Annotated in this window: 19 protein-coding genes; 8 read left to right on the top strand and 11 right to left on the bottom strand. The window is 48.5% G+C overall.

Annotation, left to right across the window (positions count from 1 at the left end; all coding sequences use genetic code 11):
- Positions 1–59 precede the first annotated feature (59 nt).
- The gene (locus tag ACXAGC_RS16710; RefSeq protein ID WP_474845965.1) at positions 60–713 is read left to right on the top strand and encodes a dUTP diphosphatase; all 654 of its coding nucleotides are present in this window, start codon (positions 60–62) and stop codon (positions 711–713) included.
- Positions 714–778: 65 nt separating this feature from the next.
- Here ACXAGC_RS16710 and ACXAGC_RS16705 read toward each other — a convergent pair whose 3' ends face one another.
- Both ACXAGC_RS16705 and ACXAGC_RS16700 read right to left on the bottom strand, forming a co-directional pair.
- Positions 779–1,174, bottom strand: coding sequence for a hypothetical protein (locus ACXAGC_RS16705; RefSeq protein WP_474845609.1), 396 nt, complete (start codon positions 1,172–1,174; stop codon positions 779–781).
- 91 nt (positions 1,175–1,265) lie between these two features.
- Complete coding sequence (locus ACXAGC_RS16700; RefSeq protein ID WP_474845607.1) at positions 1,266–2,942, bottom strand: AMP-binding protein; 1,677 nt, start codon at positions 2,940–2,942, stop codon at positions 1,266–1,268.
- Between the two features lie 191 nt (positions 2,943–3,133).
- Between ACXAGC_RS16700 and ACXAGC_RS16695 the strand changes: the two genes are divergently transcribed.
- Positions 3,134–3,589 (top strand): (2Fe-2S)-binding protein, encoded by a 456-nt coding sequence (locus ACXAGC_RS16695; protein WP_474845963.1) that lies wholly within the window; start codon positions 3,134–3,136, stop codon positions 3,587–3,589.
- The gene (locus ACXAGC_RS16690) at positions 3,586–5,844 is read left to right on the top strand and encodes a xanthine dehydrogenase family protein molybdopterin-binding subunit (RefSeq protein WP_474845605.1); all 2,259 of its coding nucleotides are present in this window, start codon (positions 3,586–3,588) and stop codon (positions 5,842–5,844) included. The genes ACXAGC_RS16695 and ACXAGC_RS16690 overlap by 4 nt, the downstream gene beginning before the upstream one ends.
- A 67-nt stretch (positions 5,845–5,911) precedes the next feature.
- On the opposite strand, the gene ACXAGC_RS16685 is transcribed toward ACXAGC_RS16690, so the two are convergent.
- From ACXAGC_RS16685 to ACXAGC_RS16650, 8 genes are all read right to left on the bottom strand, one after another.
- Positions 5,912–10,075: an EAL domain-containing protein gene (locus tag ACXAGC_RS16685; RefSeq protein ID WP_474845603.1), complete on the bottom strand. Its 4,164-nt coding sequence runs from the start codon at positions 10,073–10,075 to the stop codon at positions 5,912–5,914.
- A 262-nt stretch (positions 10,076–10,337) separates the two neighbouring features.
- Entirely contained in the window at positions 10,338–11,645 is a 1,308-nt protein-coding gene (locus ACXAGC_RS16680) for a ribonuclease J (RefSeq protein ID WP_474845961.1), read from the bottom strand.
- Between the two features lie 143 nt (positions 11,646–11,788).
- Positions 11,789–13,954 (bottom strand): S46 family peptidase, encoded by a 2,166-nt coding sequence (locus ACXAGC_RS16675; protein WP_474845601.1) that lies wholly within the window; start codon positions 13,952–13,954, stop codon positions 11,789–11,791.
- Between the two features lie 175 nt (positions 13,955–14,129).
- Positions 14,130–14,363, bottom strand: coding sequence for a DUF2789 family protein (locus tag ACXAGC_RS16670; protein WP_303574528.1), 234 nt, complete (start codon positions 14,361–14,363; stop codon positions 14,130–14,132).
- Between the two features lie 58 nt (positions 14,364–14,421).
- Positions 14,422–14,787: a DUF2750 domain-containing protein gene (locus ACXAGC_RS16665; protein WP_474845599.1), complete on the bottom strand. Its 366-nt coding sequence runs from the start codon at positions 14,785–14,787 to the stop codon at positions 14,422–14,424.
- An 8-nt stretch (positions 14,788–14,795) separates the two neighbouring features.
- Positions 14,796–15,947 (bottom strand): peptidase M16 family protein, encoded by a 1,152-nt coding sequence (locus tag ACXAGC_RS16660; RefSeq protein WP_474845597.1) that lies wholly within the window; start codon positions 15,945–15,947, stop codon positions 14,796–14,798.
- A gap of 248 nt (positions 15,948–16,195) precedes the next feature.
- Positions 16,196–17,029, bottom strand: a complete 834-nt coding sequence (locus ACXAGC_RS16655; RefSeq protein WP_119500988.1) for a LysR family transcriptional regulator — start codon at positions 17,027–17,029, stop codon at positions 16,196–16,198.
- Positions 17,030–17,155: 126 nt separating this feature from the next.
- Positions 17,156–17,320 carry a hypothetical protein gene (locus tag ACXAGC_RS16650; protein ID WP_474845595.1) on the bottom strand — a complete coding sequence of 55 codons (165 nt, stop codon included), beginning with the start codon at positions 17,318–17,320 and terminating at the stop codon, positions 17,156–17,158.
- 316 nt (positions 17,321–17,636) lie between these two features.
- Here ACXAGC_RS16650 and ACXAGC_RS16645 point away from each other — a divergent pair, with 316 nt between their 5' ends.
- A complete protein-coding gene (locus ACXAGC_RS16645; protein WP_303574533.1) occupies positions 17,637–17,993 on the top strand; it encodes a MaoP family protein in 357 nt (118 codons plus the stop codon).
- 223 nt (positions 17,994–18,216) lie between these two features.
- Positions 18,217–18,966 carry a PRC-barrel domain containing protein gene (locus tag ACXAGC_RS16640; RefSeq protein ID WP_474845593.1) on the top strand — a complete coding sequence of 250 codons (750 nt, stop codon included), beginning with the start codon at positions 18,217–18,219 and terminating at the stop codon, positions 18,964–18,966.
- Positions 18,967–19,010: 44 nt separating this feature from the next.
- On the opposite strand, the gene ACXAGC_RS16635 is transcribed toward ACXAGC_RS16640, so the two are convergent.
- The gene (locus tag ACXAGC_RS16635) at positions 19,011–19,331 is read right to left on the bottom strand and encodes an ArsR/SmtB family transcription factor (RefSeq protein WP_119500985.1); all 321 of its coding nucleotides are present in this window, start codon (positions 19,329–19,331) and stop codon (positions 19,011–19,013) included.
- A 207-nt stretch (positions 19,332–19,538) separates the two neighbouring features.
- Here ACXAGC_RS16635 and ACXAGC_RS16630 point away from each other — a divergent pair, with 207 nt between their 5' ends.
- The 3 genes from ACXAGC_RS16630 to ACXAGC_RS16620 all read left to right on the top strand — a co-directional run bounded on the left by ACXAGC_RS16630 (position 19,539) and on the right by ACXAGC_RS16620 (position 22,973).
- Positions 19,539–19,889, top strand: coding sequence for a rhodanese-like domain-containing protein (locus tag ACXAGC_RS16630; RefSeq protein WP_474845591.1), 351 nt, complete (start codon positions 19,539–19,541; stop codon positions 19,887–19,889).
- Positions 19,890–20,020: 131 nt separating this feature from the next.
- Positions 20,021–20,938: a LysR family transcriptional regulator gene (locus ACXAGC_RS16625; protein WP_119500983.1), complete on the top strand. Its 918-nt coding sequence runs from the start codon at positions 20,021–20,023 to the stop codon at positions 20,936–20,938.
- A 178-nt stretch (positions 20,939–21,116) separates the two neighbouring features.
- Positions 21,117–22,973 carry a putative bifunctional diguanylate cyclase/phosphodiesterase gene (locus tag ACXAGC_RS16620; protein WP_474845589.1) on the top strand — a complete coding sequence of 619 codons (1,857 nt, stop codon included), beginning with the start codon at positions 21,117–21,119 and terminating at the stop codon, positions 22,971–22,973.
- Positions 22,974–23,019: the final 46 nt, after the last annotated feature.

The raw sequence follows: 23,019 nt of genomic DNA, 5'->3' as shown, positions 1-23,019 counted from the left end.
TCTCCCGTATGCTGTTCCTATACAATTCTGTCATCCTGACAATCGTTATGAAGAAAAACATGTTAAGCCAACAACAACTCGCCACCATGCTCTCGCTGCAAAATAAAATGAATACCAAAGTGAACCCTCAGTGGTTAACCGCCGGATATGGTTACCTGCGTGCCGCGATGGTGGAATCGGTAGAGGCTATTGAGCACCACGGCTGGAAGTGGTGGAAAGCACAACAGAAAGATTTACCTCAGTTACAGATGGAGCTGGTAGATATCTGGCACTTTGCCCTGTCTGCAAGCATTATTGATTATCAGGGTGATGTGCAGGCAACCGCTGATGCACTGGCGGCACAACTTGCACAGACTTCAGTGCAAGTGCAGTTTGACGGCACAGATTATCACCCGGAGCAGCAATCACTGCTGGATAACCTGGAACTGATGGCCGGTCTTTGTGCGGCAAAACGTTTCAGTGTGCCATTGTTTATGCATATCGCCGGTCAAAGCGAAATGAGTAGTGATGAGTTGTTTCGCCAGTATGTGGGTAAGAATGTGCTGAACTTTTTCCGTCAGGACAATGGTTATAAAGCCGGAACCTATATTAAAGAGTGGCAAGGCCGGGAAGATAATGAACACCTTGTGGAAGTATTAGCGGCGCTTGATATCAACCACGAAGGCTACGCTGATCAGGTTTACGCAGGACTGGCAGAACGCTATCCTGCCTGAGAATAAATCATAGTAAAAAGCTCACTTCTTAGTGAGCTTTTTACTTTTTCATCCGGGCTAAGAGGCTATTCAATCAGACCCCTGGCCTTTGCCATAGATTCAGCTTCTTTGCATGAAGCGGGTTCATTTAAGTCTTCAAACTCACTGCAGTCAACATCAAGCATCTCATTAAGACACTCTGTACTTTTCTCCACTATGTCTTCGTGCGCAGCAAATTTCTCTTCGAACATTTCAGGTACATATTGCTGACACATCTGGTCGGCCATACCTTCTACCATCCCGCGCATTTGAGGGGGAACTTCGCCGCCCATTTCTTTTTCCATTTCCAGCGATATACACACTTTCAGCTTGTCGCAGAACGCACCGGCTGCTTTCATGTAGTCAGCAACGTCAGCGTGTGCTGAAGCAGATAAGGCCAGTGAAGCGAATACTAATGTGGCGGGTAATACATTCATTTTCATAAGCGTTCCTTTGCATGCCGGGCCCCGGCGACCCGGAGAGTTTCAATAGTAACAGAGAAACTGAAAACTGTATTAAATTTAACCAAAAAATTTAGTTAATCCACACAACCGGTTCCCGGTATCCGGCCAGAATCACTGACTTATACCGCTCCTCCAGCACATGTCGCTTCACTTTCAGCGTGGGGGTGAGTAACCCATTGTCGATGGTCCACTCCTCATTGATCACCAGCATATGATCAAGCTTCTGATGGCTTTCCAGATTGCTGTTTACTGCGTTCAGTGTGCTTTGCAAACGGGTTTCCAGTGTCAGTTTGGGTTGCTTAGCTGCTTCCTCCGATAACACCAGTAAGGCCACCGGTTGAGGCAATCCGGTACCGACGACACACACCTGCTCAATTAAATCATTCTCCATGATGCGGGCTTCAATAGGCGCCGGCGTCACATATTTTCCTTTTTCTGTTTTAAATATATCCTTCAGGCGTCCGGTAATTTTCACGTACCCTTCGTTGTCAATTTCTCCCTTATCACCGGTTTTTAAATAGCCGTCAGGGGTCAGGACTTCTGCCGTTTTTACCGGATCCAGGTAATACTCCACCATATTGCAGGGAGATTTAACCTGAATTTCGCCTTCACTGCTGATGCGGATATCCACACCTTTATAGGCCTTCCCAATTTTACCTATTTTATCCTGCCGGAACGGTACGCAGGCAGACCCGTATGCACTGTTTTCCGTCATTCCCCAACCTTCACTGATGGGAATACCAATCTTACTGAACCAACTGATAATTGCGGGAGCCAGTGGTGCTGAACCACTGGCAAACAAGCGTGCTTCTGATAAGCCCAGCCCCTGCTGTATCTTCTTTTTCACCATGGAATTGATGAAAGGTATAGCTAACAGCAAAGACAATTTTTTCTGCGGCATTTTGCCAAGCACACCATCTCTGAACTTGGTCCACAGACGCGGTACAGAAATAAACAAGGTGGGCTGACAATGTTTTACGTCCCGCTGGAAGGTATCAAGGGATTCGACAAAGTGGATTTTTCCGCCGGCATAGAAACTGGCCAGTTCTACCAGTACCCGTTCGGTTATGTGCGCCAGCGGCAAATAACTCATCATCCGGTCAGTGGCACAAAACGTCAGCGCATCCAGTGAATTAGCCGCAGCCCAGCAGATACTGCGAAAGCTGTGCACCACACCTTTAGGCTCGCCGGTGCTGCCGGAGGTGTAGATAATGGTCATTACATCATCAAGATCTCGATCAGGCGAGCCAGCTAGCGGTTCGCAGGCAATAAAGGCATCCCATTGCTCGCTGGCAGGGATCCCGGGATAAGGCATCGCCACAGTATGCAAGTCAGCCGGCACAGCAGGTAATTGTGTGTCGGGCTTATCCAGTTTGCCGATGAACAAGAGCTTAATATCTGCATGGCGAATAACATAATTCAGTGTATCCCCGCCGGCAGAGGCAAAAATGGGTACCGAAATATGACCAGCCATCATGATCCCGAGATCAACGACAAACCATTCCGCGCAATTTTTAGCGAAAATACCAATACGGCTGCCGGCAGGCAGTGACAACTCAGTTAACCGGCGGGCAACCCGTCTTGCAAGACCGGCAACCTGCGCGTAGGAATAAGGTTGATAATGACCATCTGAAGGCTGAACAAGAAAGGTATCGGCGGGCCGGGTATTTTCCCAATGGTACAGCATGGCCAGAGGGCTATACTGAACTTGCTGATTTTCATTTACGACGGCTAGAGTCATTGACATTACATCCGTTTTTATTGCTATTGTATCGCAGAGATTAACATTAAATTCACAAAGCGGTTATATAAATCTAAGCGTTATTCATGGTTAATCATAGTAGATACTGACACTTACACCACTTAAACCAGTTAACAGGCATACATTTTTCGCTCCCGGCACTGACCAGGGAACAAGGAATGAACAAACAAGGCGAAATCATGAAAATTACAATTAATGGCAAAACTCAGGAGTATGACGGCGACCCGGCCATGCCCCTGCTGTGGTACATCCGTGATGATCTGAAGATGACCGGCACGAAATACGGCTGTGGCATGGCACTGTGCGGCGCATGTACTGTACATCTGGATGGTCAGGCTACGCGTTCCTGTCAGTTACCCATGTCTGCAGCAGACGGTAAAACAATCACCACAATAGAAGGGCTGGATGAAAATAATGCTCACCCGTTACAAATTAGCTGGGCGGAAGAACATGTTCCCCAATGTGGCTACTGCCAGAGTGGTCAGATTATGCAGGCAGCTTCCCTGCTTGCCTCTAATCCTTCGCCTGATGACGCAGACATTGAACGGGCCATGTCGGGCAATATTTGCCGGTGCGGTACGTATACCAGAATTAAAAAAGCCATTAAAAAAGCAGCGGAGGCAGGAAAATGACTACGTCTGACTTGAAACTGTCACGCCGCTCGTTTCTGAAAAAGTCTGCCGCTGCCGGTGGCTTTTCCCTGTCCGTGACATTGCTGCCGGCCACTCACGCTCTTGGTGCAGAAATGGCCACATCAGCAGAGCGTCTTGCGCCGAACCTGTTTGTGTCTGTCAGTGAGGAAGGTGTGATTACTGTCACCTGCCACCGCTCGGAGATGGGTCAGCAAATCCGCACAGCCATTGCGCAAATCATTGCTGACGAACTGGATGCCGACTGGTCCAAGGTCAAGGTGACTCAGGCAACAGGCGATCCGGTTTACGGTGACCAGAATACAGACGGCTCCAGAAGTATTCGCCGGAATTACGACCGGCTGAGAACAGCAGGCGCTACCGCTGCATTGATGCTGAGGCAGGCCGCAGCAAAAGGCTGGGGAACCGACAGCAGTGAGTGCATTTGTGAAAACCATTACGTAGTACACAAGCCGACAGGCCGCAAAGCCGGCTTTGCCAGTCTGGTTCCTGTTGCAGCAACCTTGTCTGTCCCTGCCGAAGCAGATGTCACTGTTAAGGAAAAGTCCGCCTTAAAATACAGCGGCAAAGGCATGGCCAGCGTCGACTTACCGGATGTAGTAGCCGGCAAAACCGTATATGGTCAGGATGTGCAACGTGAAGGTATGCTTACCGCTGTCATTGTGCGCCCTCCTGTCATGTTCACGACGGTAAAATCGCTGGACGACAGCAAAGCGAAACAGGTCAAAGGCGTAAAACATGTTATCACCATGCCGGCTGCTGCTGCGCCGGCCATGTTTAATCCGTTAGGTGGCGTTGCTGTCGTAGCCGCGTCCACCTGGTCTGCCATGCAGGGCGCAAAAGCGCTGAACATTCAGTGGACACAAAACGAACATAGCCATTATCAGTTTGAAGATGAAAAACAGGCGCTTATTGCCTCAGCCCAAAAAGGCGGCGAAACCGTCAGGTCGAAAGGAGATGCTCCGGCTGTACTGGCATCGTCAGACAAGGCCATTGAATCGACTTACTTCGCCCCCCTTCTCGCACAGGCGCCTATGGAACCTCCAGCGGCAACAGCACACGTACAGGGTGATAAAGCTGAAATATGGGCATGTACGCAAACACCTCAGGCTACCCGTAACAACGTGGCCGGCGCCCTTGGGATCCCGGCTGACAATGTAACGGTCAATGTGACCTTGCTCGGTGGCGGTTTCGGACGTAAATCAAAGCCGGATTATGCTGCTGAAGCCGCGCTGCTTTCAAAGCAAACCGGCGCTCCGGTAAAGCTGATCTGGCGGCGGGAAGACGACATTCAGCATGGCTATTATCACAGTGTGAGTGCCCAGCACCTTAAGGCTGCGCAGGATGAAAATGGAAAAACGCTGGCCTGGCAACACTGCACAGCATTTCCCTCAATTTCCACCACCTTCGCCGGCGGGGTTACCACACCATCAAACGGCGAGCTGAGTCTGGGATTCATGGATAACCCGTTCAGCATCGATAATATGTTGCTGCAAAAAGGTGAAGCGGTTAATCATGTGAGGATCGGCTGGTTACGGAGTGTATGCAATATTTTCCATGCCTGGGCAGTGCAGAGTTTCGCTGACGAACTGGCCCATCACGCCGGTCAGGATCCCAAAGCCCATTTACTGTCCCTCATTGGACCTGCCCGCCTGATTGACTTAAAAGCGGAAGGTGCGGCGTATGAAAATTATGGCGATCCCATTGAAAAATACCCTGTAGATACTGGCCGCCTGATCAATGTGATTGAAAGGGTGACGGCCATGGCAGACTGGGATAAACGGAAGTCACAGGGTCGCTACCTGGGCCTGGCAGCTCATCGCTCATTTCTAAGTTACACTGCAACCGTGGTGGAAATAGAAGTAAAAGAGGACGGTACGTGGCATATTCCGGCTACCTGGGTCAGTATTGATGCGGGCACCATCGTAAACCCGGAACATGTACGGGCGCAGTGTGAAGGGGGGTCGGTATATGGTTTGAGCTGTGCGCTGGGGCAGATTTCAGCCACAGACGGGGCGATAGATCAGAGTAACTTCCACAACTACACCGTGGCACGCATGCAACATGCACCGGCACACTTTGAGATTGATATCGTTGACAGTGATGCACCGGCAGCCGGTGTCGGTGAGCCACCGACGCCGCCATTTACGCCGGCGCTTTGCAATGCGTTATTTGCCGCTACCGGCCAGCGTTTTAAAACCTTGCCGTTACCGTTAAAACTCAATCTGAAAAGCTAAGTGTTGAAAAAGCAAAATGCCTGTACTGAGTACAGGCATTTTGCCGGTTATGACAGACGAATAGCAGCTACCATTGCCGGTTCAGTAGCTCAGGCACATATTTCGCCTCAACAGGGCGGGAATAATAATAGCCCTGGTGGTAAATACATCCCTTCTCAAGTAAATATTCTACCTGTCCGGCTTCTTCTACCCCTTCAGCGACACAACGCATATTCAGATTAGTTGCCATTTCTATGGTCGCGAGCACCAGCGCATCGTTACTGCCATCAGGCTCAATGTCATCGACAAAACTTTTATCGATTTTTAGTACCTGAAGGGGGAATTTTTTCAGATAACTCAATGATGAATAGCCGGTACCAAAGTCATCCAGTGCCAGTATAAATCCTGCTTCGATAAACCGGTTAACTTGACGGAGAGCACCTTCCGCATCATCCATCAGGATCCCTTCAGTAAGCTCGAAGCGCAATGCACTTCTTGGCAAACCGGCCTCATCCAGTAAGGCTTTCACACCGTCAATATCGAACTCGGTTTTAAAGTGTAAAGCTGACAGGTTAATTGCCACATACCCCTCAAAGCCGTCCGCATACCACGTTATGAGATCATCCACGGCGCCCTGCATGGCAGCACGGGTCACATCAATCACATAACGTAATTCTTCCAGTACCGGAATGAATTCGGACGGGTATAAAGGAGGATCATTAAGTGAGCAACGAAGCAGTAATTCGACGCCGACAGTTTTGCCGGTTTTCGCATTTATGATGGGCTGATAATGATTGTAAAAACACTGTTCCTGCCAGGCTTTTTTCACCCTGTTTTCCAGCTTAAGTCTGTCGCGGACTTTGGCATTCATATCTTCAGTGAAATAACTGAAGCCGGACACAGTATCTTTCTTCGCCGTATACATGGCCACATCTGACTGTTTCAGCAACTCAGCGGGCTCAGAGGCATCTTCGGGATAAAAAGAAATCCCCACACTGGCAGACACCCGCACCACTTCGTTGCCAAGGGCGATAGGGGTTTCAACGGACTCAATCAGGTGCCCCACAAACTCGCCGACTTTTTGCCTGTCAGTAACATTTTCAGTCACAATAACAAATTCATCACCGCCCAGTCTGGCTACAGTATCGTCCGGTGATGCCAGGTTCAGCATGCGGTTGGCAACAATCCTGAGTAATTTATCGCCATAATCATGCCCTAAAGAATCATTAATGCCTTTAAACCTGTCCAGGTCGACGAACAATACCCCCACTTCGCTACCATGGTGATTGGCACGCTCAATGGCCTGCTCAAGCCTTTCGAGCAACAGTGTCCGGTTAACCAGACCGGTAAGACTGTCGTAGTTCGCCACTTTAATAAGCTTTCTTTCGGCGTTTTTCTGCTCCGTAATATCTGACATGATAATGAGGTAATGGTCGATTTTATCCGCATCAGTCATCGTGCCGGTCACAGAGACTTCAACCAGTACGTCATAATGGCGGCCATCAGCACCGGTGAGACTTTCTTCGCTCTTCCAGAACTCGCCGGCTTTCAGAACAGATAATTTTTCTCTTAACGTTTTACCCAGTCGCGGCGAGTTCTCAAACATACGATTCAGCTGGCGTTCCAGTCCCTTGTCGCTGTCGAGCCCGAATGCTGCACAGCATGAAGGATTCACAGCCACCGGCATATAGGCGTTGTCGAAAATCATTACCCAGTCACGGGTGTGCTGAAACGCGTCACCGAACAAACGCACCTGATGTTGCGCCTGATGTAAGCGGTTTTGCTGACGCTGCCGGTGAAAGAGATAACTGGCAAGTAAAACCAGCAGAAAGCAAAAATAAATACTGTAGGCCACCGGTGAACGTAGCGGCGGATACGGAATGGTAAAAGACAAAGAAGCCGGCAGCAGCACCACATCGTTGTCCTGCTTTAACGGGGACACATCAAAGTGATATTCGCCCGGAGACAGAAATGCAAATGTGACACTGCCATTTTTGGAGACCGACTCACTGACCACCGAATTTTCTCTGACGAGCTTATAGCGGAATGTTGTATCGCGGCTGTAACTGGACGACAGCGCAGTGAACTGAATAGTAATGCCGTAATCGTCATGATTAAACGTAACATGTTCACCGCTAAGGTTTCGCATAGGTTCATGGATCATGCGGGAGTCCAGCAACACGTTGCTGATCACCATTTTTTTCACGCTACGGGCCCGTTGCTTTGCTTTATCCAGCAATTTTTCCGGATCAAACAACACGAATCCTGCCGTAGAACCAAATGCCAGCCGTCCGTCACTAAGCTTTAACGCTGCGCCATCATTAAACTCAGAGACTCTGATGTCTTCTCCGTAACGGTACCGCTCTACGGAACCGGAAAGAGGTGAATAACGCCCGAGGAATCCATGGGTAGTAAACCAGATGTTCCCGCTTTCATCTCCGGTGAGGCTGTAAACAATGTCTGTGAACAACGACTCTGTTCCGTTCAGGTATGTTTTCACAGCAAAGGTTTCAGCGTCTAAACCCACCATGCCGTAACTGGGAAAGCCCAGCCAGAGTACATCGTGACTGTCGACCATGAAGCTGGTAACCGCGCTGATATTATTGCGTTCCTTTTCAGGAAACCGGTAGACATCGCGGATCCCGAAATCCGTGGTATCTACCATCAGAACGGCATCTCTCACTGACAAGAAGATCTTGCCGGGGTAGCGCTTATCTGCGCCAAGAAAGGTAAAGGAATAATTGGCGTTAATGCCTTCAATATCCAGCGGCAGAGATTCCAGTTTTTCTGTGGCCGGGTCGTAGCGCCAGAAGCCCCGGGTAATAAAATAAATGCGGCCTTCGTTGTCCGTTGCTGTGCCAAAATTCCAGTCATTTAAAACTTTTTCAGCCTCCGGTGTATGTGACGGCAGCGGACTGATTTCTCCGGTTTGCTTAGAGAACATCCGCAGTCCTCTGTATGTCTCCAGAATTAAATTGTCACCCGGCGCAGGATAGATATTCATGATAATACTGACATCGCTGCTGTTGGCGATATCATCTTCACGAAGGAAATGCCGGCTTTCTTCTGTCTTAAGATTGAATGCTGTTAATCCGTTTTTGGTACCCACCCAGAGAATGTCGTCTTCCTGCAAAAATGACCACACAGTGTTATCCGCAACGACCGGTTCATCGTCACGAATGGTGTTTTGATAGGTCTCGATACCTAATGGCTTGGCATACCAGAACAAAAGACCACCATATACGCTGCCCATCCATAAGTTCCCCTGCTCATCTGACAACAGGCTGCGGATACTTTTGTCAGCCAGCGCAATGATGCCTGCATGAGGATAAAGAATATGGCTGTTTTGCCACTGGCCATTTTCACGATACAGCCTGAACAGTCCCAGGTCTGTGCCCAGCCAGTACTCTCCGTTACCGGCCAGTGTCATTGTCCAAATATTGCGATCTTTAACGACATGGCTGCCCTGAACCTCAATAACATCACCATCTTTTTCGGTAAAGCCAGTCACGGGGATTGAAAAAAGCCCCCCTACCGTGCCGATAAATAATGTATCCGGCGAAGGGGTATATAAGGTTTTTGTATTAACAGTAAGATTGGAGATATCACCGGCCGGCAGATAGTTGAGGGTTTTAAGACTTGCCAGCCCTTTTGACAGTGACATAACCTCCAGGCCGTAACTTGTGGCGATAAAGAGCTGGTCGCCCATACTCTTTACATCCCTGATTACGTTCCCCTCTCCGATATGCTCTTTGGTAAGACGATACAGTTCAGTACTTTCACCGGTTTGGGGATAATATCTGATAATGTGCTGTTCCAGCGCCACCACCATAGAACCGTCCGCCAGTTCTTCGAAGGCATCAGCACCCTGGGTCCAACCTTCTTCATCAAAATAACTGACTCTGCTGACCAGTTGGTAACGGTTACTGTTTAAATCAAAAAAATAAACGCCGTCAGAATAAGTGGAAACCCACAGACGATTGCTGCTGTCGACAAACAAATTACGGATTTCGTTGTTGACGAACAATCCGTCAGGACCTTCCAGGGTAACAAAGCGGTAACCGTCCCAGCGGCTCACGCCCCCTTCTGTCGCCACCCAGATAAATCCGTCACGGTCGCGCACGATATCCTGAACCTTGTCCTGAGCCAGACCATCGGCGGTACCGAGCTGTAAAAAAGTGGGATCTTCGATAAGAGGAGCGGCATTCACCGTGCCAGTAAGAAAAAACAGAATAAAAAACAACAGTGTCATTAATCGTTCCCTGATGTCAGGGAACTGGCGCATTATTTTCATTGTTATCATCAGGTGTCGTTTCACTTCGACATGAAAGGCCTCAGCGGGCCTGACAACTTCGCCGTGCACCGTTTTTTTACCGGTCAGACACAGCGAACCGCAATTGCTATTTGTCTATGGTGTGCAGTTTAACGATTCTGCACATAATTGAAAGCGGCACTGCCTGACCTGAGGATAAATTTACATACCTCATTGAAAAATAAGAAGCTGTTAATACGTGTCAGTCTTTTTCCCTGATAGGGATCCGGCCGGCTTTCACCGCGCCGCGTTTGATACCGGCCTGAGGAGCGAGGCGGTAAAGATCACCATTGGTGCCCACATAGGTTTTCCGGATACCGCATGATTTTGCAATATCTGCATGGGCTTGCAGATGTGCAGCTTCGCCATGTACAGGAATGGCAATTTCCGGCTTCACCCAGTGATACATAAGCTTGAGTTCTTCAGCACAGGGGTGACCGCTGGCGTGAACCGGCAACGGGCTGTCTTCACTGAGCAACGTACTGACTCCCATGGCTGCAAAACGGGACAGTAACCGCTCTACCGGCTTTTCGTTACCGGGTATCACTATGCTGGAAAAAATAACATGGTCGCCTCTGGCCAGCTCCAGTTGCGGATGACTGTTTGTTGCCAGACGGGAGAGTGCAGCCCGGGGCTCCCCCTGACTGCCTGTTGCCACTACCAGCACTTCTTCGGGTGGTAAGTAGCCAATATGTTCTGGATCTGCCAGCGTAATATCTTCCGGCCAGAAGCCCTGAGCCCTGGCAATGCTGACCATGTTGATGAGTGAGCGGCCAAGCAGGGCAAGGTAACGCCCTGTCCGTTGAGCAATCCGCGCCAGAGAAATCAATCTGGCGATGTTACTGGCAAAACAGGCTACCACTACTCTGCCCTTCAATGGTTTGATAACTGATAACAAACCATCGAAGCAATTACGTTCAGACAGTGACATACCGGGCTTTAATGCGTTGGTGGAATCCCCCACCATGGCCAGAATGTTTTCGTCCTGCAGGGCCTGATAAAGTGTGTGCTGAAAAGGCTTGCCTGACACAGGCTGCGCATCAATTTTCCAGTCGGCAGTATGAAAAATTTTACCTGCGGAGGTGTCTATTAATATGGCGTAGGGATCAGGAATGGAATGAGTGATAGCCAGCCAACGCACGGTGAAAGGCCCAATCGTGTGGGAGCTGTTTTCCGACACTTCTATAATTGGCACCCGTCCGGCCATATTTTCCCTTGCCAGTTTGCGGCGCAGCACTTCGGCAGTAAACGGCGTGGTATAAACAGGACAACGAAACCGTTGCCAGATATAAGGAACCGCACCGACGTGATCTTCATGAGCATGGGTTATCACCAGACCGGCCAGTTGCTCTTTGCGGGAGGTGATAAATTCCGGGTCCGGCGCGACAACAGAAAATAAGGCATCTTTTGTGACGCCCGTTTCAGCGGCCGGATACAGAGGCTCATTAAATGAGACACCGCAATCCACCATTAACCACTGTCCGTCGTGTCCATAAAGATTCAGGTTCATGCCAATTTCACCGGTGCCGCCCAGCGGAATAAACCATAAATCATCTTTTGCCGGATTAAGTGAGCTGATAATCACCTCCCCATCAAGAAGTTAAAATAAAAACGGCCTGTCAATCACAGGCCGCACGTAGTCAGAACGGGCAATTATTTCACGATGGTCATTTCATCAATGAGATTGGTTGCGCCGTCTACATATTCCATTACCCACAGCATGTATCGCGCATCAACATGAATAGTACGTGTTGTACGGGGATCAAAATCCCAGTCTGAGTTAACACTTTCAAATGTACCGTCGAACAACAAGCCAACCAGCTCAGCATTGGCATTCAGCGTTGCAGAGCCTGAGTTACCGCCGGTGGAATCCAGATCGGTAAGGAAATTGACCGGCACACTGTTAATACTATCCAGCTTATAAGGTCCGTATTGCTTTTCTTCAATCAGCGACAACAATTTTGCCGGAGCATTGAAGGGACTTTCCCCGGTGTCTTTCTCTAAAATACCTTCAAGACGGGTAAACGGTTCATAGATTAAGCCGTCTTTTGGCGAGCCGCCGAGTACATTTCCATAGGTCACCCTCAGTGTATTGTTGGCATCGGGGTACGCCAGACTACCTTTTGATTTCTGCCAGTCAATAATGGCTTGCATGTACAAAGGCTGCAAGGCAGCAGACTGCCCCTGCAGCGCTTTTGTGGCATCTTCGATTTGCATTTCGGTGTCATACAACGCCACAGCAAGACGAATGAAAGGATCTTTACTGCTCTCAAATTCACTGCGACCGGCCTTAAGCCAGTTCACCCGCATTTCAGTATCTTTCAGTGTAGTTTCACGATAAAAAGTATCCAGTACTTCATCCAGGTTTCCTTTATCAGCAGCGGCCTTCAGACCCATTGCATTATCAAAGGCTTTCACCCTGGCTTCTTCAGGTTGAGCCATGTAAAGCGAAATCATTTTTTTCCATACCGCTTTATCAACAGCGGCATCGAAGCGGCGATCAACCCGTGTCAGGCTTTCTTCCAGCCGTGAACGGTCCCGATCCTGAAAACCCGGTTGATGTTCAGCATCCGGCTTCTCACTTTCTATTGCATTGCGGTAGAGCTGTTTCGCCACTGACAATAGCTGTGCGCGAGACAAATTTTTATACCAGAAATTTTGCTTGTTGTTTCTGATGCGCTCGTCCATGACACTATCCAGTTGACTGATATTGTCAACCAGGGCATTTTTACCCTGCGACGTTAGCCAGGAAGTCAGAGCCTCTTCCCTTTCGGCGCGGCGCGAAACCAGTCCCACCCGCTTAGCGCCTTCAAGTTGTCCCTGTATATTTTTCAGGAAGTTATTCAGGCTGGCGAGTAAGGCATCATATTTTATCCGCGCATCACTGCCCTCTTCAGAGGCGCCCTTGATGGTATCAACCCACTGCCCTCCCAAATCAAGGTTCGTTGGATACAACCAGTCAAACGTATAGGAAACCAGTGAATGTCTGGCATAACGGTTTGTCGAACCGGGATAACCTGCGGCCATAACAAAATCGCCGTCATCCAGTCCGGCTGCAGAGACCTTCAGTATTTGTGCAGGCTGATAAGGGACATTATCTTCACTGTAGTCTGCCGGCTTTCCGTCCGGTCCCACATAAGCGCGGTAAAATGAGAAGTCCCCTGTGTGGCGGGGCCACATCCAGTTATCAATTTCCCCGCCGTATGTCCCGGTAGACTCCGCCGGTGCATAGGCTATGCGTACATCACGTATTTCCATTTGCTTGATTAATTTATATTCCAGTCCCTGGAAAAAAGCCGGTACGGAACATTGGTATCCGGGCTCTGCTTCGCATTCAGCAATAATCGCCTTGCGGTTTTGCTCAATGGCATCGTATCGTTCCCGCCCCTGTAAATCCTCACTGAGCATGCCGGTCACCTGACTGGTCACGTCGGTAAAATCCACAGTAACGAACATGCGCGTGCCGGGCGCGGCCGGCAACTCATCTGCCAGTTCCTTTGCCAGAAAACCGTTTTCCAGATAATTGTTATCAGGTGTACTGTTATACTGCACTGAGCCCCGGGCACAGTGATGGTTGGTAACGGCCAGACCCTGTGCGGAAACGAAGGAAGCAGAGCAACCGCCAAGGGAAACAATCGCGCCCATGGGAAAACCGGTTAAGTCAGAGAGTGTTTCAGGAGAAATCTCCAGACCGGTATTTTTAAGATCACCGGCTATTTGCGGGAGCTGTTCAGGGGTAAACATACCTTCTTTTGCCAGTGCCGGAAGCGCTGCACAGCAAAATGCTACTGACGCAGCAATGATTGTTTTTCGGGACATCTTGATTCCTTTGCTTTTTTCCGTCGTTATTCTACGCCCTTAGTTTACCCGGCAGACGTCAGAATGGAAATTGCAAAAGCACTCTGGTTCGCGTTGACACGCTAAAGAGTGTGAGAAAATGTATCAGGGAAGAGCAAAAAAATAACGCCCTGTCAGATGCAGGGCGTGACTTTATTTAATGATGCAATTCAGCATTCAGTTGATCGATGATTTCGACCCATTCAGCATCCTCCAGCAACGCACTTCTCAAGAATGTAGCCTGTGCATCATTCCAGAAAGGTGCATCTTCAATGTGTCTGCTGTCGTTCAAACCCCGGTGTTTTTCGACAAAACTTTCCATCGCTTCATCGCTGTTGTCCAGACCCAGTTGAGCGAACAGATCCTGCATTGTGGGTTGTTGCAATAACATGCGCTGCTCCTTTTATTCATTTCTGATACGGTTTTAACGTAAGAGGCAGCAACTGCGATCAGCCTTTTGCGGCGAGAATTTTCTCTGCCATGACGTCCGGCTCAATAATCTCGCCTTCTTCGCCCGGTACCGGGCAAACCATGACCACCAGCGCGTCTTTCAACAGGCCCGGTGTCCACTTTTGCATCCAGTCCTGCAGGGAAATGCGTAACGGCTCACAGTGAGACCATTCATCCGTAGCCCAGAGCGCAGCCAGCGCCTCATCAGGCCATACCGGCACACCGTCTTCTTCATCAGAAGTGAGCATCACACAACCATCGTCATCTTTTAAGATCCACACCTCGCCATGTTCAATGACGGATTCAACGGTGGCCTGCAGGCGTTTTTCAGCACTGACTTCCAGTAGAGGGTGAGATAAAGACATACATTTCCTTACAGAACCGGCAAGCGGTTATCTGACTTAAATTTTTCAGCGTCCGGCTTATCATCCTGTGTTTGATATTCCGGCTTTCCGTTACCCGATGATAATGAATCTGCCATGGGATTTCTCTCCACAGTATTGCCAGACCGGACGACTGATCTTTGATGAATATAGCTGATATATTGGGTCAGACTTCTTTCCTGCAAGTCAAAAGCGTAAAGATTTGCTAACTGATTAATTAATTCACCGCGCTGGTGTTGCATCAACACAAAACTGGAAGCAGGTTTATCCCCTGCCGTTAAGCGTTTTTCCGGCGCAAAAGCTGCTGTTACCCGGCTGGCCGGCGTTGCCACTTCACGGTGAACTAACGTGTAGCCGGCATAGCGGTTTTCACCGGCGGACGCACCTGCGTTTCCTGCCGGCATGCCGGCAAATGCCTGTCGTATGGCCTGTTCCAGTTTACCCGGCATAAAATCACCTGCCACAAAGAGTCTGGCGCGGCTGGCCACCAGTGTGTCAGTCACATAGTTGCGGATATCATCGCCGGTGATGTTCAAAAATGAAGCCGCTTCCGGTTGCACTGTCCCGCGGCTTATATTACCGGTCTTAATACCGGTAGCTTTTTGCAAACCGGCAATTTCATAGTTCCGCCAGTGTTCTGCTTTTGTTCTTGCCAGAATGTCTTCATCAATACCGTTATAGCGTACAGCCTGTGCCAGCACATTAGCCGCTTCCACAGCTCTTTCGCCGGACGTATCCACGCTCACCTGACTGGTACGGGCGCCGCTGACCAGCCGGAGATCACCGTTAAAATCTGACAGAGCAGGATTTGCTGCCAGTACGTCGAAAGCCAGCGCAGGTAATCCTGGCAAAGGTTTATCAGGATACCGGTTGGTATCAAACTGCAAATGCAAGGTGACGGCGGCTGTAGTATCCATGGGCAGCATGACCACGTTGAGGCCATTTTCCAGAGTGAACGTTATCGCGCCCTGAGCAACAGAATTGAACGCTTCGCCGTTGTCGGGCTGTACCTGTACCGCACTGGTAACAGATGAGAAATATTTCGCCGGAACTGGTTCCGCAGAGACAGTTTCAACTGAGGCTGTTACCGCCCATGAGGTCAAACACGCGATTACCAGACCCCATATTTTCAGACAACGCATGCTTTTACTCCTTCCATGGCCGCATATTCTGTCAGTCAATACAGTATTATTAGTGATTTGGTTCCCATCTGTGCTAAATCCGTCAGACACAGAGATAAACGGTAAACTTTTCATCCGCCAGTCTGGCGAAAGTTTAACCGCATGCAGGTATCATAACCCAAACAGAATTAAATTCCAGATTCAGACTGGTATTACGCCAGTCTGACGGTGTAATTAAGGAAGTGAGTGACCGGACAATACCGGTAATATCACACTTGAGCGGATGTGAGTAAATCGAGCAGTGCGGGTAGCCCGGGACGTTTAACCGATTTCATTGTATTAAGATAAACCGTCGCAGAGAGATCCTCAAAGGTACTGACACAACGGAGTTCCCCGGCCGGTAACAGTTTTTTTGCAACCGATTCCGGTAACAACGCAAAGCCGCCTTCTTCAGTAAGGCTGCTGGCAGCCAGCCGGAGAGAATTTGTACTGAGTCTGGCATCCCGGAGCTGAGGACTGATTTGCTGTAACTTATCCCTGACTTTGCTGCCCCACTCTACAGACACATAGGTGTTCGGCGCAGGCTCTTCTGCTTCAGTACCATAAGCAAACATAGCAAGGGGTTCACACAACAACTCGGTACTCAGTATTTCTTCAGACTTCAGCGGTTCAGAAGACAATGCAATGTCGATGGTTCTTTCATGAAGCTGTCGGGATAAGCTGTCCAGCGTAAGCACTTCGGCTTTTACAGACCAGTCAGGAAATGCCTGATGAACTTTCCCCAGCACAGAGGTAAACCCCATTTCACTGGCCAGTTGAGTGGCGGCACATACCACAAATTCGCCGGATTCAGCTTGCAGTTCCCGTTTGGCGTCTTTTAGCGTATCAGTCAGTTGATGCGCGAAAGGAAGGAGTTTCTCACCAGCCTGCGTCAATTGAATACTGTTGCGGTGGCGTATAAATAAAGTGGTCTGAAAATACTCTTCCAGCAATTTAATTCTGGCGCTGACAGCAGATTGCGTCAGATAAAGATTCTCTGCGGCTTTACCAAAATGCCGGGTCTTAACAACTTCAAGAAAGGTAGATAAAAAGCGGATATCCATAGATGCTACACAGCGAGTCACGTTACAGGGTATACGGTCTCACAGCTTTCTATGGTTGTAAAACAAAAATGTACACAACGCATCAGAAAACTGATGCGCTGCTCAGATAACATTAATCGCGTGTTATCAGTAACTTTCCTGGTGAAGCCTTCGCTGTTTTTCGCGACGCTGAACGTCACGCTTTTGCTTAGTTTTCACCTGATGACGACGGTCCTGGCTTTTTTTGCCGTGAAGGTCACCATCTTCTACCGAGTCCCATTCTTCACGCTGGTAACGATAGTCTTTACTCATTGCTGTCTCATAGTTATTGCCACATCTCCATTATCAGTGTGCTGACAAAAATGGGAAACAAAAATTAATCATCGTGACGATGAATAATTTCACTGAACAAAAATCAACCACTCTCTATTCATTAGCTACCTCAATAGTGTAGCGTTAAAGGGCTAATTTCCCCGTTGAGCCCGTTTGCCGGACTGCTCACGGTGCTTGTCGTCCTGACAAAAGCACATTCAAAATTATTTATCTTAAAGGTAAAAAAAATTTGTTTCCCATGATGTTTTTATTGATTTAAAAGTCTGCTGAGTTTACTCCTTTTCGAGACTTCGCCATGAAAACGTTTGATATCCGACCAGCTCCAAAGCCCTTCATCGACAGGGTAAAATTTCCGTACGGTTTTAAAAAATCCGGAGACTTCAGTATACCAGAGGCCGACTTGCTGACACGTTACGGTAAAACTTTGTGTGATCTGGAATCAGGCACAATACAACCTGAATCCGCTGATGAAAAACACTTTGTCGCTTTCATTTCCGGTACTGTTCCGGCTGAGAACGGACTGGAAAAAGCGTGGCAAAAGTACGTACACCTAGCCCGTGGAAAACGTAACTTCTACACGTTACACAGTTCGGCCAGCAACGCGGCCGAATTTGATGATGACTACTCAGACGAAACATTCGACGTCGCCTGATTCATCTTCACAGTCATCTTTATGAACCTGCCCGGTTTCTTTCACGGAACCGGTCAGGTTTTGCTGTTTTATTCACGCCTTAACTTTTTACTTTTTCCCGCAGCTTTTTGTGATCTTTTTAGATTGCCTGTACGAAACAGCATGTATACCCGTGCAATCTCAGTACTTGTAAGACCGGGATTTCACTGCGCTTATGGTTTAAGCAGGCAAAAAGGACAAAAAGATGATTGCTTTTAATACCCTGACAAAATTCGGAATTCATGCCACTGACGGCGACATTGGTCAGTGCAAAGATGTTTTGTTTGATGATCAGGATTTCGTTATCCGCTATTTTGTGGCCGATACACACAAGTGGCTGCCCCTTGGCCGCAAAGTTGTACTCTCCCCCATTTCACTTACTGAGGTGAATGACACAGAAGAAAAACTCTATGTGTCTATGACCAAAGATGCTTTGAAAGAAAGTCCGTCCATCGACGACCACAAACCGTTATCGCGGGAATACGAAGAAATCTTATTTAAATATTTCGGTTACGGCTATTACTGGACGGGACCGGGTGCCTGGGGCGACTTCTCACATCCTACAGAGCTTGTTGATCAGCAAAGTATGCAGGACGACATGGACAGCCTTGAAAGCAAGCCTGAAAATCACTTACGGTCCTGCGACGAAGTAAACGGGTACGATATCAGTGCGCAGGGCGAGGACACAGGTCACGTATGTGATTTTGTCATCGACAAACGCAACTGGGCCATTCAGCTTTTCATTATTGATACACGAAACTGGCTGCCCGGCGGGAAAAAAATTGCGCTCGCTCCCGCGCTGATAAAAGACATCGACTGGTCGACGCATAAGATTCATGTGAACGTCAGTCATGATGACCTGATGACATTACCGGAAGTGGATGATGACCGCCTTGATGACGCCGACTACCTTGCGTCTCTGGCAAGTAAACCTTTAATGACAGATCGAAAATAATAAAGGCGGCAGCAGCCGCCTTAATTCAATAAGAACCGGAGATGTCACTCTGCAGCACAGAAGAAACCATAAAGCAGGCCTATAGTCTGCTTCACTCTGTCGTCAGCAAGACTATAGTAAATTGTTTGCCCGTCACGACGGGTGGCCACCATGTTGGCCTCACGTAAAAGTGCCAGATGTTGAGAAAGTACCGGCTGAGTTACCGGAATCCGGGTCAGTAAATCAGATACAGAAAATTCATCATTTAGCAGAGAACACAACACCATAAGGCGGGTTTTGTTCGCTAATTGCTTTAAATATCGCTCTGCCTCGGAGGCATGGGATAATAATTCTTCTGTGTCAATGTTATTTGCAGTCGCTGTCATTAGTAGTACTTCTTTATTATTTATTTGTGGGTATTAAAGCGTAAATGATTCTCACTTATCAACAATGTTCATCGTAAATAACATGCGTTCCAAGGTATTACCACTGTTTATTTACCGCAAGCTATATTAAATTTAGCTTATATTGTAAAATTTTATCACTCTCGGGGGACATGACTGTCATGACCCGACCATTTCCGGAGAATAACCATGCTGAAGACGATTCAGGAACGCATTGCTTCTATCACCCTGCCCTTACGAATTATCACCGCTCAAGAGGCAGCGTCGGAATGCGCCGGCAATGACGGCGTATTGATTGACGTTCGTGAGCCGGGTGAATGTCAGAACCAGCCGTCTGAAAGCGCTATCAATTTCCCCAGGGGGGTATTAGAGATGAAGATGGCCGAAAAGTTCCCTGACGCCACCAAACCGGTTTATTTACATTGCGCATCAGGGGTCCGTGCCAAACTGGCTGCAGAACAACTTGCATTGATGGGATACGAAAATGTCTCTGTGATCACCTGTCCTGTTATAGATATTTGTAAACACTTCCCTGAATGACAGACCGGCGCAACCGGCTGATAAGGTTTTATGCTTTCGTGTTTTACCAGCGTGCGCTCTGAGGTAAACTGATTATCAGAAACAGAAGCAAAGTTACCTTAGTGGTTGATTAAAGACAGACACGGAAAATTATGTTGAAAGCAACGTTAGAGCAGTGGCGGATGTTTAAAGCCGTCGTGGATGCAGGTGGCTTTAATCAGGCAGCACAGCTGGTACATAAAAGTCAGTCGAGTGTGCATCACGCCGTTCAAAAACTGGAAACAGCCCTTGGCATTACTTTATTTGAAAATGACGGGCGAAAAGTTAAATTAACAGAGGCCGGTGATTTGATGCTGCGCCGTGCTAATTTTCTCCTTGATGAAGCGCACAAACTGGAAGCCGTTGCAACGAACCTGCAAAGTGGTACCGAGACGCAATTACGCATTGCTGTTGATATTATTTTCCCGCCTACGCTTTTATATAATGTTTTAAATAAAGTCTCTCAGGAATATCCCCTTTTACGGATAGAACTGATGGAAACCGTACTTAATGGTGCAAATTCACTTTTAAAAGCTGCTGAAGTAGATATTGCTATCTCACCTTTTGCAGTTAAAAACGGTTTCAGCGAAGATTTATGCGAAATCGAATTTGTTGCCGTTGCCCACCCGGACCATCCGCTGCATCAGCTTGAACGTGCTTTAACCGTAGAAGATTTAAAATCTCACCGTCAGATAGTGGTGCGTGATTCGTCGGCAGAACGCAAAGCCGAATCCGGCTGGCTGGGTGCCGACCAACGCTGGACAGTAAGCCACGTACGTACATCAATCGACATTATATGCAAAGGTCTGGGTTTCGCATGGCTGCCACTGGCTATTATCAAGCCACAGCTCAATCAGGGACTGTTGAAACCACTTCCGATGGAGACCAGCGGTATACGTAAAGGCCTGTTGTATCTTTGTTTTGAAGACGGAGACCGTCTCGGACCCGCTGCCCGTGCTTTTATTGGCGAACTGCGCTATCAGTCAATGAATCTTCCCACAGCAGAAGCGGAAGGCTTTTTAATTCGTTAAACAGCACGCAAATCGGGCGCAAAAGTTGCCCCAAAAAGCGTAAGCAGGTATAACAAACAGGTCCCGTATAAAATAATAACAAAGGAGGGACCCGTGCCACATACCATCATTTATTGTTATTCCGGAACCACAGGGTCTGCACCTGAGATTCAGCCTTCCAAAGCGGATACCACAATCAATGCCGCATAGAGTCGAAATTCAACATAATAAAGCCAGCTTGCGCAAGCGGTTGCTGGCAGGCTCCACAGGCTTATCTATGCTGCTGATAGGCGTATTGTGCTACCTCGGCCATGGCATTCTGATTGAGCTTGAAACCGATTTTGAAAAACAGTATTTCGACAGCCAGATGCCTTTTATCAGCACCCTTGCCAGTCAGCCGGCCATTAACAAAAGATTGATGCCTGATGCGGTAATGATGGTGAAACGGGGTCCGGTAATCTTGTATCAAAAGTCCGGCATAGTTGACCTTCCCGACACACTGACGGCAAACTCAGGCGAGCCGGTCACAGAATTTAATAACCTGCGTCTTTATATCCGTGAACTGCCTTCAACCGCAGATGGAGCCCCGTTAACCGTTATCTGGCGCACAAAAGATCTCACTGAGATATCCTCACAGATAGTCAACACCCTTTCTGTCGCCGGCTTTATTACGTTTTGGGTTGCAGTGTGGGCTGCCCTGCTGATGTCCGCCTTTATTGCCCGCCGCTTTGAGCAGGCTAACAACACGCTGGAGCGACTGGCTCTTGAAGATGCACTGACCAAACTTCCCAACCGCAATGCGCTGCTGTCCGGTGATACCTTCAACTCAACCCATGGCGCGTTGTTTTTTCTTGATCTCGACCGATTCAGAGAAATAAATGATGCGCTGGGACACGCGATGGGTGACAGAATGTTGTTTGCTTTTTCACAGCGGTTAAAAAATATTGCCGGAAAAGGCGTCAAGGTATATCGCTACCGTAGTGATGAATTTGTTATCTGGCACCCTGACCTGCCGGCAGACGATGTGCTCAGCCGCGCGTTTACCCTGCTGTACGATTGCCGCGAGCCGTTATTTATCGGAAACAGTGCATTTGAGGTCAGTTGCAGTATTGGTGTTGCCTGTTTCCCTGAGCATGGTCATCACCACGAAATGCTGATCAGAAATGCTGAAAACGCCATGCACAGGGCAAAAAAACTGCGTCTTGGCGTGCAAATTTATAATGAAAGACTGGCATATAACAGCACCATTAAAGTGACGTTGCGCAGTCAGCTTCGCTCTGCATTAAACAATAAAGAATTTGTACTGCATTATCAGCCCAAAGTAGAAATTGGCAGTGGCAGGCTGGCAGGCGCCGAAGCCATTGTACGGTGGCAGCATCCTGAAGAAGGACTGCTGCAACCTTCGTTATTCATTGATTTGGTCGAACAAAGCGGCATTATTCATGCTTTTACCCGTTACACGGTGGAAATGGCGGTCACTCAGATCAAAACCTGGTCATCCTACGGGTTTGAATTACCTGTTTCTGTCAATCTGTCTGCTTATAATTTAATGGACAGCGCATTCATCCCCTTTGTCCGTAGTTTGCTGGAAAAGTCAGGTATTAAACCGGCCTTGCTGGAGTTTGAACTCACTGAAAGCGCAACGATGGTGGACATCGCGGTAAGCCGCCGTGTATTGTCAGATTTCAGAGAAATGGGCATTGCCACCTCGATTGACGACTTTGGTACCGGCATGAGTTCATTTGCCTACTTGCGGGAACTGGATATTCATACTGTCAAACTTGACCAGTCCTTTATTCGTGGTCTGGCTGAAGGAAACCGTGACGCAAAAATAGTGGAAGGCATTGTGTCTTTATGCCGTAACCTGGGGATCGATGTGATCGCCGAAGGTGTAGAAACACAGCAACAAGCCAGCCTGTTGACCCGGCTGGACTGTCACATCGCACAAGGTTATCTTTACGGCAAACCCATGCCGGCAAAAGACATCCTTTCTGTGATGCAGGACGGTACTTCCCTGACATCACCGCAAAGCCGTACTCACGCCGGCGGTCACTGAATTTATAATTATAAAATAATGCGTGATCTTAATCCGCAGACACCCT

The organism is Alteromonas sp. AWJ4_197 (assembly GCF_056160285.1).
The sequence above is the reverse complement of the archived record's forward strand: the minus strand, read 5'-3'. Positions and strand labels throughout refer to the sequence as shown.